Annotated in this window: 17 protein-coding genes and 1 pseudogene; 11 read left to right on the forward strand and 7 right to left on the reverse strand. The window is 66.3% G+C overall.

Going from position 1 to position 14,961, the window contains the following annotated elements:
- Positions 1-70: 70 nt before the first annotated feature.
- From ABZ863_RS30425 to ABZ863_RS30450, 6 genes are all read right to left on the reverse strand, one after another.
- Positions 71-916, reverse strand: coding sequence for an ABC transporter permease (locus ABZ863_RS30425; protein WP_358542658.1), 846 nt, complete (start codon positions 914-916; stop codon positions 71-73).
- Positions 913-1,740 carry an ABC transporter ATP-binding protein gene (locus ABZ863_RS30430; protein ID WP_358542660.1) on the reverse strand — a complete coding sequence of 276 codons (828 nt, stop codon included), beginning with the start codon at positions 1,738-1,740 and terminating at the stop codon, positions 913-915. The genes ABZ863_RS30425 and ABZ863_RS30430 overlap by 4 nt, the downstream gene beginning before the upstream one ends.
- A gap of 170 nt (positions 1,741-1,910) precedes the next feature.
- On the reverse strand, positions 1,911-2,036 hold the full coding sequence (locus tag ABZ863_RS30435; protein ID WP_358542662.1) for a hypothetical protein: 126 nt from the start codon (positions 2,034-2,036) through the stop codon (positions 1,911-1,913).
- 166 nt (positions 2,037-2,202) lie between these two features.
- Positions 2,203-3,459 carry an MFS transporter gene (locus tag ABZ863_RS30440; protein WP_358542664.1) on the reverse strand — a complete coding sequence of 419 codons (1,257 nt, stop codon included), beginning with the start codon at positions 3,457-3,459 and terminating at the stop codon, positions 2,203-2,205.
- A 149-nt stretch (positions 3,460-3,608) separates the two neighbouring features.
- Complete coding sequence (locus ABZ863_RS30445) at positions 3,609-4,091, reverse strand: hypothetical protein (RefSeq protein WP_358542666.1); 483 nt, start codon at positions 4,089-4,091, stop codon at positions 3,609-3,611.
- Positions 4,092-4,096: 5 nt separating this feature from the next.
- Positions 4,097-4,756: a DUF6152 family protein gene (locus ABZ863_RS30450; RefSeq protein WP_358542669.1), complete on the reverse strand. Its 660-nt coding sequence runs from the start codon at positions 4,754-4,756 to the stop codon at positions 4,097-4,099.
- Positions 4,757-5,002: 246 nt separating this feature from the next.
- Between ABZ863_RS30450 and ABZ863_RS30455 the strand changes: the two genes are divergently transcribed.
- The 7 genes and pseudogenes from ABZ863_RS30455 to ABZ863_RS30485 all read left to right on the forward strand — a co-directional run bounded on the left by ABZ863_RS30455 (position 5,003) and on the right by ABZ863_RS30485 (position 9,248).
- Positions 5,003-5,962: a helix-turn-helix transcriptional regulator gene (locus tag ABZ863_RS30455; RefSeq protein ID WP_358542672.1), complete on the forward strand. Its 960-nt coding sequence runs from the start codon at positions 5,003-5,005 to the stop codon at positions 5,960-5,962.
- Between the two features lie 280 nt (positions 5,963-6,242).
- On the forward strand, positions 6,243-6,602 hold the full coding sequence (locus ABZ863_RS30460; protein WP_358542674.1) for a cyclophilin-like fold protein: 360 nt from the start codon (positions 6,243-6,245) through the stop codon (positions 6,600-6,602).
- A gap of 227 nt (positions 6,603-6,829) precedes the next feature.
- Complete coding sequence (locus ABZ863_RS30465) at positions 6,830-7,159, forward strand: carboxymuconolactone decarboxylase family protein (RefSeq protein WP_358542677.1); 330 nt, start codon at positions 6,830-6,832, stop codon at positions 7,157-7,159.
- A complete protein-coding gene (locus ABZ863_RS30470; protein WP_358542679.1) occupies positions 7,156-7,755 on the forward strand; it encodes an aldo/keto reductase in 600 nt (199 codons plus the stop codon). Before ABZ863_RS30465 ends, ABZ863_RS30470 begins: the two co-directional genes overlap by 4 nt.
- Entirely contained in the window at positions 7,752-8,270 is a 519-nt protein-coding gene (locus tag ABZ863_RS30475) for an aldo/keto reductase (RefSeq protein WP_358542682.1), read from the forward strand. The genes ABZ863_RS30470 and ABZ863_RS30475 overlap by 4 nt, the downstream gene beginning before the upstream one ends.
- Positions 8,161-9,088, forward strand: a pseudogene (locus ABZ863_RS30480) (zinc-dependent alcohol dehydrogenase family protein). The gene ABZ863_RS30475 and the pseudogene ABZ863_RS30480 overlap by 110 nt, the downstream one beginning before the upstream one ends.
- A 10-nt stretch (positions 9,089-9,098) precedes the next feature.
- Positions 9,099-9,248 (forward strand): DUF2255 family protein, encoded by a 150-nt coding sequence (locus tag ABZ863_RS30485; protein ID WP_358542684.1) that lies wholly within the window; start codon positions 9,099-9,101, stop codon positions 9,246-9,248.
- Here ABZ863_RS30485 and ABZ863_RS30490 read toward each other — a convergent pair.
- On the reverse strand, positions 9,245-9,568 hold the full coding sequence (locus ABZ863_RS30490) for a cupin domain-containing protein (RefSeq protein ID WP_358542686.1): 324 nt from the start codon (positions 9,566-9,568) through the stop codon (positions 9,245-9,247). The genes ABZ863_RS30485 and ABZ863_RS30490 overlap by 4 nt on opposite strands.
- Positions 9,569-9,912: 344 nt before the next feature.
- Here ABZ863_RS30490 and ABZ863_RS30495 point away from each other — a divergent pair, with 344 nt between their 5' ends.
- The 4 genes from ABZ863_RS30495 to ABZ863_RS30510 are packed head-to-tail and all read left to right on the forward strand — an operon-like array spanning position 9,913 to position 14,585.
- Positions 9,913-10,773, forward strand: coding sequence for a helix-turn-helix transcriptional regulator (locus tag ABZ863_RS30495; RefSeq protein WP_358542689.1), 861 nt, complete (start codon positions 9,913-9,915; stop codon positions 10,771-10,773).
- An 11-nt stretch (positions 10,774-10,784) separates the two neighbouring features.
- A complete protein-coding gene (locus tag ABZ863_RS30500) occupies positions 10,785-11,393 on the forward strand; it encodes a (2Fe-2S)-binding protein (RefSeq protein ID WP_358542691.1) in 609 nt (202 codons plus the stop codon).
- 10 nt (positions 11,394-11,403) lie between these two features.
- The gene (locus tag ABZ863_RS30505) at positions 11,404-12,384 is read left to right on the forward strand and encodes a xanthine dehydrogenase family protein subunit M (RefSeq protein ID WP_358542694.1); all 981 of its coding nucleotides are present in this window, start codon (positions 11,404-11,406) and stop codon (positions 12,382-12,384) included.
- Positions 12,381-14,585, forward strand: coding sequence for a xanthine dehydrogenase family protein molybdopterin-binding subunit (locus tag ABZ863_RS30510; protein ID WP_358542697.1), 2,205 nt, complete (start codon positions 12,381-12,383; stop codon positions 14,583-14,585). The genes ABZ863_RS30505 and ABZ863_RS30510 overlap by 4 nt, the downstream gene beginning before the upstream one ends.
- Positions 14,586-14,961 lie beyond the last annotated feature (376 nt).

Here is a 14,961-nt window from a genome sequence, read left to right on the forward strand (position 1 = left end):
TGCATGCGTATGACAACCGGGGTAGCCCGTGGCGGCTGATTACACCGGGCCGCCACGAGGCCGGGACAGGTCAGAGCTGGCGCCAGCGAGAGGTCTTCCCCTCCGTCAGGTCGACCACCGTGTTGAGCAACGCGCCGATGACCATGAGTACGAACAGAGCGGCGAAGGTCTGAGAGGTTTGGAAGGTCCCTGCGGCGCGGGCAAGCAGGTGCCCAATGCCCTCGTTCGACGCGACGATCTCGCCGACCACCGCACCGATCAACGAGTATGGAACCGCGATGCGAAGACCGGTGTAGATCCAGATGGCCGAGCTCGGCAAAACCACACGACGCAGGATGTCCGCCTGTTTGCCGCCCATCAGCCTGACGACATCGACCAGGTCTCGCTCGACGGATCGAACACCAGACAGAGTGTTGTAGAAGACGAGGAAGAAGACGATCACTGCGGTCAGCAGGGTCTTGGATGCGAGCCCGATTCCGAACCACAGGATGAACAAAGGTGCCAGCGCCACCTTCGGTAGGGCGTAAACCGCGGTGATGAAGGGGTCGAGTAGCTTGCAGACGCGCGGAAGCAGCCCCAGGACGATCCCGATAATGATGCCGGCACCGGCGCCGAGCAGCAGACCCGAAGCCATCGCCACCAGAGTAGCGAGCAGGTTGCTCCCAAGTGTGCCGTCGACGATCCAGGTCCATAACGCCCCGGCGACCGCAGACGGACTGGAGATCCAAAATTCGTCGACCAGGCTTCCGGAGACGAACTCCCAGAGACCCACGAGCACCGCGACGATGCCCAGGCGCAGGACCAGTATGCCCTGCCATGTCGAGGACCACGGGACCGACTCGAGGCTGTCCTCGGCATCACCGCTCGAAGCGCGGAGTGCGGTGGAGACCGAACGCCCGGTCATGCTGCTGCTCATACGCTCTCGCCCTCCCGAATGTCATCGCCGAGGACGTCCCAAAGCTCCTGGTAGATGTCGCCGAACGCCTTGGTGAAGCGGAGGTTGGCGACGTCGCGGGGACGCGGGAGATCTATCTTTCGGTCAATTTTCATCCGGGTCGGCCGCTTCGAGAGCACGATCACCCGGCCTGACAGTGCGACCGCTTCGGCGATGTCGTGGGTGATGAAGATGACGGTCATACCCTCTCGGGCCCAGATGTCCAGAAGCTCCTGCTGCATGATCAGCTTGAGCTGTGCGTCCAGCGCCCCGAACGGCTCGTCGGCCAAGACGACCTCCGGCTTGTAGACGAGCGTGCGGGCCAGTGTGACCCGCTTGCGCATCCCCCCGGAAAGCTCGGCCGGGTACGCGGACTCGAACCCGGCGAGCCCGACGAGCTCGACGACATCCTTGATCCGTTGCTCACGTTCAGCTTTGCCAACATGCGCGATCTCGAGTGCGAGCCCGACGTTGCCCGCCACGGTCTTCCAGGGCAGCAGGTTGTCGTTCTGGGTTATGTAGCCAACGTTGGTGTTCGGAGTGGGGACCGGAACACCCTGATAAAGCACCTGACCCCGGGTTGGAGACATCAAACCTGCGGTCATGTTGAGGATCGTCGACTTCCCACATCCACTCGGTCCGACGAAGGAGACGAACTCACCTTCGGCGATGGAGAGGTTGAGGTCGTTCATGACCGATACTTCACGACCCTTGCGATGGAACCGCTTCGCCAGGTTACAGAACTGGACTTTTGGACTGCCCTTGCCGCTGGCGCGCGGCACGGCGGCAGCAGTGTCGTTCGTCATGTGCTCTCCATTGAGACTGGGTGGGCGGCTCTCGTCCTCGGCTCCCTAGGTGGGCGCTCAGTGCGGGCAAGTCTCGCAGGGAGCCATAGCCAAGTCAATATCATACATTGTGCTTGATAATTGCGCGGGGTGCCGGTGCAGCAGGTACGGCGGTTCGCGCCTCCACGAGGTCAGCCGCCCGCGCCCAGCGCGCCGGGCGCGGTGCCGCGGCGGGCGTCGGGGCCTGACAGATCCTCGACCAGCCGCTCCAGTGAAGTGTTGAGCAGGGCCAGGCCGTGCCGGGCATAGCCCCACATGGAGGTGCTGGTCGATTGTGCGGGCTGGAGGACGGTCGAGCAGCTCTCATCCCGGGTCACTGTCTGGGCGCAGCAGCCTTCCTCAGGCCGTGGCCGGTGACTAGCTGCGCAGTGCCGCCGTCCGCGTCGGCAGCGATGGCTGCACACGAGTCGTGGCCAGCGGCTTTCAACGCGGCGAGCGGATCCCGCGCTTGGGCTCGTGATCATCGCTCGCGCGGGACTCGCTCGGGCGTGGTCCCGGTTCCCTGGTGGCAATCAGAGTGAAGACGGAACAGATCAGGGTGACAGCGCTCATCGCGAGCGCGGTCTGGAGGAGGGTCAGTGTGTGGGTGAAGGCTCCGGCGAGGAGGCCGGGAATCGCGGCGGAACTGTATGAGATGAGGTAAACGGCGGCGAGTGTGCCAGCACGGTCTTGTGGGTCGGTGCCGTGCAGAAGGGATTGAACGGAGCCGGAGAAAGCGGCACCCCAGCCCGCGCCGGCGATGAGGCTGCCGATGAGGAAGGGAACGGTCGCACCGGTGGCCAGGTTGATGACGACCGCAATGATGGCGGCGAGGAATACGGCCATGCCGAGGCGTTGCTTGCGCGCGGGGCTGAGCAGACCGGTGAGTAAGCCGCCGAGTGGGTTGAGCAACATGATCGAGGCGAAGACGGTGGCGGCGATGAGGGCGTTGGTCGTGCCGAACTGGTCGTCAGCCACGGCGGGGCCGAATGCCTGGTAAAAGCTGCCCATGACCCAGGTGCCGACGATGACAGCGGCTGCGTAGGGCAGGACGCGGCGCGAATTGCGCGGTACGGAGATGTGTGGACGGATGGTGCGGGTCGCCCCGGGAACCCGGCTTACGGTCTCGGGGCTCAATGCGACGAGAACTGCGCACATGACGAGCAGGGCAACGATGACGAGGTAGATCAGGACGCGCGGTGCCGGTCCATACTGGACGAGCGCGCCGGACAACACCGCGCCGGCGGGGAGTCCGAACATGGGGACCGTGCCGGTGACGACGGAGGCCAGCCAGGCGGGTTTGGTCGGTGCGGTGTCGACGATGTAGGCCGTAACGGCGCTGGAGGCCAGTCCGCCGCCGAGTCCTTGCAGCGCGCGTCCGACGACGAGCGGGACCGCGGTGTGTACGTCGAGCATCAGCAGGCATCCCGCAGCCGCGAATCCGAGCGCGGCGAAGGCGACGGGCCTGCGCCCGAGATGGTCGGAGATGCGGCCGAAGAACAGCAACGCGACCGCGACCGCGATGAAGTACGAGGCAGCGACAACCGCGAGCTGGCCGGTGTCGATTCCATCCTGTAGTCGGTAGGTCTCGTAGAGGGAGACCGGTGACCCGGCGGCAGCGAAGACGGTGCCGAGCGACAGCGACGACGACAGGAAGCCGATGTGGCGCCGGCTGTCGGTGCCTGAGTCGTGCGTGGTCAAGGCGAGTTTCTTTCGTCGGTGTGACTTCTGTCGGACCGTGGGATCCTTGCTCGCCCGGTTTTTGCTCGGGGCGAGCAAGGCACGGTTCCACTTCACCTCTGGCCGGACGAACCTGCCAGACCCGGTTGGTAGGGGTACTGACAGAGCCCCTATGCGTAGGCGAGCATGCGGCCAGAGACGATCACGCCGGCCCAGGAGACGGTGGAGATCGCCCCGGCGACCTTGGCGCTGACCGGAGTGCGGGGGCTATGACTCCAAGAGCCCACGCGGCGATAGATACCGGCGTGGAAGATGGCGATGTTGACACCAGCGATGGCCAGAAGCCCGAACTTGAACGGGGCCGCAGAGCTCGCAGCCGCCCAGGGGTTCGCGACGAGCAAGGCAAAGCCGGTGGTTACCGCGAGGATGAAGCCGATCCGTGACAGCGACAGCAGGTACTTGGCTGCGACATCGACGCTCAACAGACGGTGGCCGACGCCGAGCAGGCGCATATCGAATGCCAGGGCCGGGCCGACGAGCACGGCGATACCGATCAGATGTACGCATTCCAGCACCGGGTAGAGCAGTCGAGTCCCACGCATCGCCACCGACAGGTCGGTGGCCGCCAGCCAGGTCAGCAAGCCGGTCAGCACGGTCGCTACCTCGCCCTGCGCCGCAGGTAGACGGCTCCGCCCGCCACGATCGCCACCATCACGACAGCGGCCCCGGTCCAGATAGCGGACGGCGGTAGGCCGCCCGCCGAGTCGTCGGTACCACCCGGTGCCGAGGCGCTGTCCGAGTCGGTGTTCTGTCCGGGTGGCACGGGCTGGTTCGGGAGACTTCCGAGGCGCTGCCGGATGGCCTTTCCATCCTCGAGCCAGAATAACTCAGGACGGAACTCGGTGGGCACGCTCTCGTTGACGAATCCGACCATCTCCAGCCATTCGCCCTCCTGCAGATCACGATCCATGCCCCACCGCGCCAGGTAGTCCGGACCGGACAGCACGAGCTCGAGCTGCTCCTGCCCCTGATCGTAGGGACGTGTGGCGTTTAGCGTGTCGCGAGTTCCGAGTTCTCCGAGTCCTTCGGGCAGTTCCCGTTCAGAGAAACCTTGGGGGATCGGCGAGTTGTCCAGTGTGATCGTGACATGCGAATGCGGATTCCCGAGGTCGATCTTCGAGATCGTCCCCGAGATGTAGTACGCCCGCGTGGTGTCGAACTCCTCCCAGCCGTGATGTGCCCATGCGGGCGTCGCCGTCAGCATGCTGGCGGCGAGCGCACCGCCGCCGGTTGCGAGTGCGGCCAGAGCGGTTCTCATTCGTCGCCGTTTCGGCACGGTGGGGACAGCGGTGGTCGCGTGCGCGGGCGGCTCGTGGGTGATGCCATGTGGCATGGGTCGCTTACCGACTTTCGGCTGGTGGTGTCCGGTAGGACACGGATACGGTCATGGCCGTGCGGCCTCGCGATCCACTAGACCGGAGCTCGTGCCGAGCAACCAGGTTCCACTGATACAGGTAACAGCAGAACCCCCCCTCCTGACATGATGTCGACGTATTCTGAAACCGTGTCCGCACAAGACAACGCCAAAAGTCAGGAAGTCCGCAATTTCCTGGTCACGCGCCGGGCCAAGGTGACCCCGGAACAGACCGCGTTGCAGCACTTCGGTGGGAAACGGCGCGTTCCCGGACTGCGCCGGGAAGAGGTCGCCATACTCGCGGGCGTTTCGGTCGACTATTACACGCGTCTGGAGAAAGGCAACTTAGCAGGAACATCAGAAAGCATCCTGAACGCGATCTCCAACGCGCTTCAGCTTAACGAGGCGGAACGTCTGTATCTGTTCGACCTCGCCCGCGCCGCCAACGCCGCAAGTCCTGACGCTCGGCGGGCCCGGGTCGCGCAACGCCCAACCCGCCTCAAGGTGCGTGACACCGTCCAGCAGATTCTTGCTGGGATGACGCACACGCCAGCATTTGTCCGGAACGGGCGACTCGACATCCTGGCGGCCAACCTACTCGGCCGTGCGCTGTACGCACCGGTGTTCGACAGCCCGACGCGTACCAGCGTCCAGACTCCACCCAACCTCGCGCGGTTCCGCTTCCTCGATCCCGCCGCCCGCGACTTCTATCCGGACTTTGACGCTTCCGCAGGCAACAACGTCCACTTGATGAGGGCAGAGGCCGGGCGCAACCCGCACGACAAGGGATTCACCGACCTCATCGGCGAACTGTGCACCCGCAGCGAGGACTTCCGCGTCCGCTGGGCCTCCCACGACGTGCGCCTCCACCACGGCGGGAGCAAGCAGTTCCACCACCCCGTCGTCGGCGACCTCACGCTCAACTTCGACGCCTTCGAACTCTCCGCCGAACCCGGCCTCGCCCTCACCGTCTTCACCGCCCCTGCGGACTCCCCCTCGGCCGAAAGGCTGACCCTCCTCGCCAGCTGGGCCGTCAGCCAGGCGGCCGAGCGCACCGTCGACGACGCGACAACGGACATCGCCTCCCGCTCCGCGCCCCGTAAAGACTGACCTCGAGCCTGCACGACGTGCTGGTTCACGAATCCGACATCTGAAACTACGACCGTCCACCTCAGACAGGATCATGCGCCTTTGCGTCAGCACCAACGCCCGCTCTCGTCCCGTTCTTTGGGTGACTCTGACCACCGCCGCATTGACGACAACCGCGTGCACCAGCGGTGTCTCAAGCGACACCGGTGAGACCGCCGCCACCACGCCGTCCGCGACGGCGTCCGGACCGCACACTGGCCACTCCATCCCTTCGTCCACCACGTCAACAGAGCCGAGAGATATGTCAACAAAGATCCAGATCGTCATCGGCGACCAGCAGCTCACGGCCACCCTGTATGACAACTCGACCGCCGACGCCTTCATCGACATGCTTCCCATGACCCTGCCCATGCTGGACCGCTACGACCGCGAACTCGTGCACCGCTTCGAGACCCCGCTACCCGCGAACGAAACCGTCACGAGCGGATACGAGGTCGGCGATATCGCCTACTGGACACCGCGCCACAGCTTCGTCATCTTCTATGCCCAGAACGGCGAGGTCATCAGCAACCTGCAACCGGTCGGTCACATCGACGCCGGGGTCGACAGGATCGACGCGGCGGGAGACACCGATGTCGCCTTCCACATCATCGAGGAATAGCCAGGCAGACAACAGGGCCACAGTTCGCATCGGCGTCCTCGACGGACGGCGACATTCACCACGCAGCGCGCGTCAGCCAGCTGATCTGCCGTCCGGGTCAGGCCGAGTTCCTCCAGCGTGGCGCGGGGCTCACGGTCGTGACGCTGCTCGTCGCTCGTTCGAGCATTTCGGGTGCGGCCGGTCTGGCTGGCATTCACTGAATACCTGCGAGAAGGGGATGAGAACACATGACCGAAAGCAGCGAGCCGACGGGCGCGGAGAGGATGTTCGGCGATTTCGCGCCCGCTCTGGTTGCATTCACCGACGACGTCCTGTTCGGCCAGGTATGGCCGCGGCGAGAGTTGTCGCCGCGGGACCGCAGCCTGGTCACGGTCGCGAGCCTGGTTACCAGCGGTAGTGCCGAGCAGCTGGGCCATCACCTTGGTCGCGCCAGGCAGAACGGCGTCACCGAAGAGGAGTTGGTCGAGGCCATCACGCATCTGGCGTTCTACGCGGGCTGGCCCAGGGCCATGTCGGCGATGGCGGTGGCGAAGCGGTTGTTCCGGGAGGACGCGTGAACCACGTGACCGTCGGGTCGACCGGGGTGCGGGTGTCGCCGTTGTGCTTCGGGACCATGTCGTTCGGGGTCGAGGCCGACGAGGGTGAGTCTGCGCTGATGTACCGGCGGGCGCGCGAGGCCGGGATCAATTTCTTCGACACCGCCGACGTCTACGGACGGGGCGTGTCGGAGGAAATCCTTGGCCGGCTCGCCGCCGACCACCGCGACGATGTGGTCCTCACCTCGAAGGTCTTCTATCCGACCGGTTCGAACTTCAACGCCCAAGACCTGTCCCGCCGGCACATCGTGCGTGCGGCGGAGGCGAGCCTGCGCCGGCTGGGCACGGAATGGATCGACTTCTACTTCGTCCACGCCTTCGACGATCACACGTCGATCGAGCAGACCATCACCGCGCTGGACGACCTGTGCCGTCAGGGGAAGATCCTTTATCCGGCGGTGTCCAACTGGGCTGCCTGGCAGGTCGCCACCGCGCTCGGCGTGTCCGCACGGGAGGGACTGGCCCGGTTCGAGTTGGTCCAGCCCATGTACAACCTCGTCAACGCCAAGCGGAGGTTGAGGTCCTGCCGCTCGCGCAGGCGGAGAACCTGGGTGTGATCACCTACAGTCCACTCGACGGCGGGCTGCTCACCGGCAAGTACGGCACCGGCCGCCCCGACAGCGGCCGACTGGTGGACAACCCCCGCGACGCCGGCCGCTACGGCCTGGACAGCGACCATGCCACCGCCGCACCTTTTACGGCCTTCGCCGAGAAGGCCGGCGTGAGGCCTGCGACTCTGGCGGTGGCGTGGGCGATGACACATCCGGCGGTGACCGCACCGACTGTCGGCGCTCTCGCCTGCGCCCGCGCCGGCCACCGACACCCTCAAACCCCACTGGACCTGACCGTCCACAGTAGAAGGAGGACTAGTCACCATGCGTGGAGCCGTCATCCACACACCCGGGGACGTGCGCCTCGAGCCACGCCCGGAGCCGACGATGCTGCTCACGTCCGAGGCGATCATCCGCACCGTCGCTACGTGCGTGTGCGGGTCGGACTTGTGGGACTACCGCGGCATCAACCCCGTCGCCGAGCCCAAACCGATGGGCCACGAGTACGTCGGCATCGTTGAGGAGGTCGGCAAGGACGTCACGACGATCAAGCCGGGCCAGTTCGTCATCGGCTCGTTCTTCGCCTCCGACAACACCTGCGCGAACTGCCTGGCCGGCTACCACTCCTCTTGCCAGAACCGGGTCTTCGTCGGCGGCGCCCAGGCCGAGTACGTCCGCATCCCGCTCGCGGATGGCACCCTGGTGTCCACTCCGGACATACCCGGTGATGACCTCGTGCCAAGCCTGCTCGCGCTGTCCGATGTCATGGGCACCGGGTGGTACGCCGCCAAGGCCGCCGAGGTCAAGCCCGGTTCGACGGTCGCGGTCGTCGGTGACGGTGCGGTCGGCCTGCGGGGTCATCGCAGCACGTGAGCTGGGAGCTGAGCGGATCATCGCCATGAGCCGCCACGAAGCCCGCCAGAAACTGGCCACCGGGTTCGGCGCCACCGATATCGTCACCGAGCGCGGCGACGAGGGCGTGGCAAGGATCAAGGAGCTGACCGGCGGAGTGGGCGCGGACGCCGTGCTGGAGTGCGTCGGCACGCCCGAGGCTATGAGTCAGGCGATGAGGTCCACCCGCCCGGGCGGCAACGTCGGCTTCGTCGGCGTGCCCCACGACGTGACGATCCCAGGAGAGGAGTTGTTCTACTCCCATGTCGCGCTGCGCGGCGGCCCGGCACCGGTGCGCGCGTTCCTTCCCGACCTCATCGACCGCGTCTGGCGTGGCCGCATCAACCCAGGCAAGGTCTTCGACCTCACCCTGCCGCTGGACCAGGTCGGCGATGCGTACCGCGCCATGGACGAACGCCGCGCCATCAAGACACTCCTGCGCCCGTAAAGGACATCGCGTGACCAGCTGGGCCGACGACGAACTGACCAGGATCACCGGCGCCGACGAACTGACCATCCAACCCCGCCGCGGTGACGGCACCCCGCACCGCCCGGTGCCTATCTGGGTCGTGCGCGACGGCGAGGACCTCTACGTCCTGCCGCGCTAGCGGCGGCCGTAGTACTCGTCGTCGGTGACGTGCTCACCCCACTCGGTCTCGTCTCCCTCCCACATCGCGAGATGGGTCATGAAGTGCTCGGGCGCGGCGCCGTGCCAGTGCCATTCACCGGGCGGTGTGTGGATTGTGTCGCCAGGTCGCATGGTGATGATCCGGCCACCGCGGGCCTGGACCAGCCCGATGCCCTCGGTGACGTGCAGGGTCTGGCCGACCGCGTGCCGGTGCCAGGGGTGCGGGCACAGGGGGCGAAGCGCACCGCGCTCACCCGCAGCCGCGAAGGGTTCTCTCCCCTGGCGATGGGGTCGATCCACACGTCGCCGGTGAACCAGTCCGCCGGCCCCTTGCCCGTCGGCGGCTTGGGCACGATCCCGGTGCCCGGCCGAGCCCCGCCGGTCCCGTGGGCCTCGCCGGTCTCGGTGTCTCCGCTGTAGGCGGCGACCAGCGGCAGGGGCAGGGTAAGGCCAGCCGAGGCACGCAGTACTGACCGGCGATTCCAGTTGCTCGACATGGATGGCGTCCTTCTCCGTCTGTGTCCTGAATGGAGGTGCTCATGAAAAACACTCCTCACAAAGGACATTCCCCGCCTGGCAAAAGGACAACCAGGGATAAAACTCTCCCTGTCACGGGTCGTGCGCCCGATGTCAGGGTGGGTCGCGTGACCAGTGCGCACCTCACCGAGCTGGGGTCGTTCCTCAAGGCGCGGCGGGACGAGCTCAGCCCCGACGCGTTCGACCTGCCCGACGACGGCCGGGTGCGGCGGGTGGCCGGGCTGCGGCGTGAGGAGGTCGCTAAGCAGGCAGCGATCAGCACCGACTACTACACGCGGCTGGAGCAAGGCCGGATCCCGCCCTCCGAGTCCGTGCTGGCTGCGCTCGCACCCGTACTGCGGCTGAGCGACGATCAGCGTGATTACCTGTTCGAACTGGCCGGTAAAGAACAAGCCCGCCCACGACACCAGGCCAGACAGCGGGCCCAGCCGCAGCTGCGGCTGCTGCTGGGCGATCTCGCCTCCATACCAGGCGTGGTCCTGGGCCGTCGGATGGACGTCCTCGCATGGAACCCGTTGGCGGCCGCGTTGATCACCGATTTCGCCGCGGTCCCGGCAGGACGGCGAAACTACGTCCGGTTGTTGTTCACCGATCCGGCCATGCGATCGCTATACCAGCGTTGGGAAGCCGTCGCCCGCCAGGCGGTCGCACAACTGCGCAGGAACGCCGCCCGATATCCGGACGATCCACGACTTGCCGCACTCGTCGGCGAGTTGTCCGTGCAGGACAGGCATTTCCGGCAATGGTGGGGCGCTCATTACGTGGCCGCCCACAGTGTGGGCACTAAGACGCTCCGCCACCCGGTCGCCGGCGAACTGACGCTGGAGTCGAACATGTTGACCTGCAGTACCGATCCGGACCAACACCTGGTCATCTGGACGGCGAAACCTGGCACACCGTCTGACGACGGCCTGCGTATTCTCGCGTCCTCGACCGCCACCCGTCCACGCACCCGCTCACTGACCTGAAAGAAGTACCCATGCCACCCGAACCCGCTCCCACCTCCGCCTTGTCCCGGCGCACGTTCATCGCTGCCACCACGGCCGCGGCCGGCGGTGTGGCCGCTGGATCGCTCGTTGGCGCCGTACCGGCCGCCGTCGGCGCCGAGGCAGCCGAGGCAGGGACAAGCAGGCAGATTTCATTGATTGTCAACGGGAAGCGGCACACGCTCACCGTCGATAACCGGACGTCCTTGTTGGATCTGCTGCGCGAGCATCTCGGATTGCTCGGCACGAAGAAGGGGTGCGACGCCGGCGCCTGCGGCGCCTGCACGGTACTGGTGGACGGGCGGCGGATCAATGGTTGCCTGACGCTGGCGGTTCGGCTGGAGGGCGCGGAGGTCATCACGATCGAAGGTCTCGCGGTCGGCGAGAACCTGCATCCGTTGCAGGAGGCCTTCGTCGAGCAGGACGCGTTCCAGTGCGGCTACTGCACACCAGGCCAGATCATGTCCGGCGTCGGCTGCATCCGCGAGGGCCACACCCGCTCGCCTGAAGAGATCCGGGAGTGGATGAGCGGCAACATCTGCCGGTGCGGCTGCTACGTAAAGATCGTCAAAGCGGTCCAGCAGGCCGCGCACGGGGAGTGATGGACGACAGATGTTCCCCTTCACCTACACCAAGGTGTCCAGCACACGCGAAGCCATCACGGCCGCACAGCGCGGCGGCCGTTACGTCGCGGGCGGCACCACTCTCGTCGACCTGATGCGCGAGACCGTCGAACGCCCGGACACGGTGGTCGACATCAGCGCTCTGCCGCTGCGCGAAATCACCACCACATCACGCGGAGAGTTGCGGATCGGTGCGCTGGTGCGGATGGCCGACGCGGCCGCCGACCCAACCGTGCGTGCGAGATACCCGGTTATTGCAGATGCGCTGGAACTGAGCGCGTCCGCGCAGTTGCGCAACATGGCGACCATCGGCGGCAACGTGATGCAACGCACCCGCTGCACCTACTTCCGCGACATGTCCGCCGCCTGCAACAAGCGCCAGCCCGGCACAGGATGCGCTGCGAGGGAGGGGTTCAACCGCTCCCACGCCATCCTCGGCGTCTCAGAGGCGTGCGTGGCGACTCACCCCTCGGACGTGGCCGTCGCGTTCGCCGCACTCGACGCCAGCATCGACCTGATCGGGCCTGACGGGGTACGCCGCATCCCTTTCGCGGAGTTCCTTCTGTTGCCAGGGAGCACGCCCAACCGAGAGCATTCGCTGCGGCCCGCCGAACTGATCACTGCCGTGACCATCCCCGCCCACCCACGCCCGCTGCGGTCGGGCTATCTGAAGGTACGGGACCGGCAGAGCTACGAGTTCGCCCTCACGTCGGCTGCGGTGGCCATGCACGTCCAGGCTGGCGTGATTCGCATTGCGAAGGTGGCCGCCGGCGGTGTGGGCACCGTGCCGTGGAAGCTGCCCGCAGTGGAACGACATCTCGTCGGCCAACGACCGTCCGACCGGTTGTGGGCCACGGCCGCAGCGAAAGCCGTCGATGGGACACAACCCCTGGCACACAACGAGTTCAAGGTCGAACTGCTCAAACGCACCGTCGAACGTCAGCTGCGCATCGTGGGAGGTACCCGGTGACCCAACAGCCACGCACCAACGTCGGTTCCTCCGAGTCTCGCGTGGACGGTCGTTTGAAGGTTACCGGCCGCGCTGCCTACGCCGCGGACCACAGCCCCGAGGATGGCATTGAGGGGATCGTCTACGCGGTCGTCGTAGACAGCGCCGTCGGTCGTGGCCGGGTCACCGGCGTCGACACGCGCGCCGCGCTCGAACAGGCCGGCGTGATCACCGTGATCAGTCATCTCAACGCGCCCCGACTGCCTTACCTCGACAACTCCAGCTCCAACAACCCGCCTGGCACTCGGCTGCGTGTGTTCCAGGACGACCAGGTCCGGTTCTTCGGCCAGCCGGTGGCCGTCGCGATCGCGGAGACGCTCGAGGTCGCGCAGCACGCGGCGAGCCTGGTCGAGGTTCACTACGACGCCGAACCACCCTCGACCGACCTTACTGCGGCCCCGGCGGACGAGCCCGCGACCTACGCTCGCGGCACCGCCGACAGCGCCCTGGCATCCGCACCAGTACGACTGGAGCTGGCCTACCGACTTGCTCGTAACCACCACAACCCCATGGAGCCACACGCCACCATCGCCCGCTGGGACGGCCACAACCTCACAGTGTGGGACAAGACCCAGTGGGTGGTGGGCGGCACACAGCGGGAACTCGCCGCCGTGTTCGGCATCCCGCAGCCATCGGTGCGGGTCATCTCGCCGTTCGTCGGCGGTGGATTCGGCAGTGCGCTGCGCGCATGGCCGCACGTCACCATCGCGGCCCTCGCGGCACGCGAGACCGGCCGTCCGGTCAAGCTGGTGCTCAACCGGCGGCAGCTGTACTTCGGCACCGGTTTCCGACCCGCCTACCAATATGGCGTGCGCGTCGGCAGCGACAAGAGCGGCAGGCTCACCGCCATGGTGCACGACATTCGAGCCGAAACCTCCAGCTACGAGAAGTTCACCGAAGCAGCGATGTCGCCCGGCCAGATGCTCTACAGCATGCCCCACGTCCGCCAGGCGTACGCCACAGTGCCGCTGGACGTGAACACCCCGCTTTACATGCGCGGTCCCGGTTACGCCAGCGCGGCCTTCGTTATCGAGTCCGCCATGGACGAACTTGCCCACGAACTCGGCATCGACCCGATCCACCTGCGGCGCCGCAACGAACCCTCCACCGACGAGTCCAACGGGCTGCCGTTCTCCACCCGTCGGCTACGCGAGTGCTACACCGTTGGCGCGCGCGAGTTCAGCTGGAACCCCCGCAACCCTAAACCACGCTCCACACGCGACGGTGACTGGCTGATCGGCACCGGCATGGCCACCGCCGTCTACGACACACTGCGCAACACCGCCCAGGCCCACGTCCGTCTGAGTGCCGATGGCACCGCGATGGTCCAAGCCGCGGCAAGCGACATGGGACCCGGCACCTACACCTCCATGACCCAGGTCGCCGCGGACACCCTCGGCCTCACCATGGACACGGTCGAATTCCGCCTCGGCGACTCCCTCATGCCCCCCACCCCACCGCACGGCGGCTCGCAGACCATGGCCAGCGTCGGCTCCGCCGTCAACGACGCCAGCGACAAGGTCCGCCGCCAGGCCATCACCCTCGCCGTCAACGACCCGAACTCTCCACTCCACGGCGTCAACCCCAACGACATCATCGTCCGGCGTGGACGGATAACGGCGAAAGACGACCCCACGCGGGGCGAGACCTACCAGCAACTGCTCACCCGCAACAATCGCGAGCACATCGAACTGATCGGCTCCTTCGCCCCAGGGCAGGACCGCTTCTCGATGTACGCCTACGGCGCGGTGTTCGCCGAAGTCGCCGTCGACGCCCGCCTCGGCCTAGTCCGGGTCCGGCGCATGCTCGGCGTCTACGACGCCGGCCGGATCGTCAACCCGAAACTCGCCGACAGCCAAGCACTGGGCGGCATGGTAGGTGGCATCGGCACGGCCTTGCTCGAACACACCGTCACCGACCCCCGCGACGGCCGCATCGTCAACGCCAACTTCGCCGACTATCTCGTCCCTGTCAACGCCGACATACCCGACCTCCGCGCCGTCTACCTGAACGGCAACGACCCCGAAGCCAGCCCTATCGGCGTCAAGGGCCTCGGCGAGGTCGTCATCGTCGGCGTGGCACCCGCAATCGCCAACGCCGTCTTCCATGCCACCGGACGCCGCATCCGCGAACTCCCCATCACCGCCGAAGCATTGCTCTGAACGATCCCGACAACACGTGCGTAGTTCCCTGCTCGCCGATGGTCCGGCGGGGATCCCGGTCCGGGCGCGAGCAGCCGCCATCGTTCATCAGGGCCAGCTTGGTCATCGCCGGTCGGCTACTCGCCGTATACCAAGACTCCCAGGTAGACAGAGAACACCAATGTCCCCGCTTCGCCACCGCCAACACGGGGATCGATCCAGCCTGCTGGAATTCCTGACGCCAGGGAACCGAGGCATGCTGCTCACCGCTCGCTCGGACAAGCGGGCGGGAATGTCGACGGCGCGTGAAATCTGGTTCTGGCACGCTTTTGGTGATGGACCCCGGTGACCTGCGAGTCTTGGCGTGGTTGATCATGAACCGAGTGTGTTGATCTTG

The sequence above is a fragment of the Saccharomonospora sp. NPDC046836 genome, assembly GCF_040645195.1.
Lineage (GTDB): Bacteria > Actinomycetota > Actinomycetes > Mycobacteriales > Pseudonocardiaceae > Prauserella_A.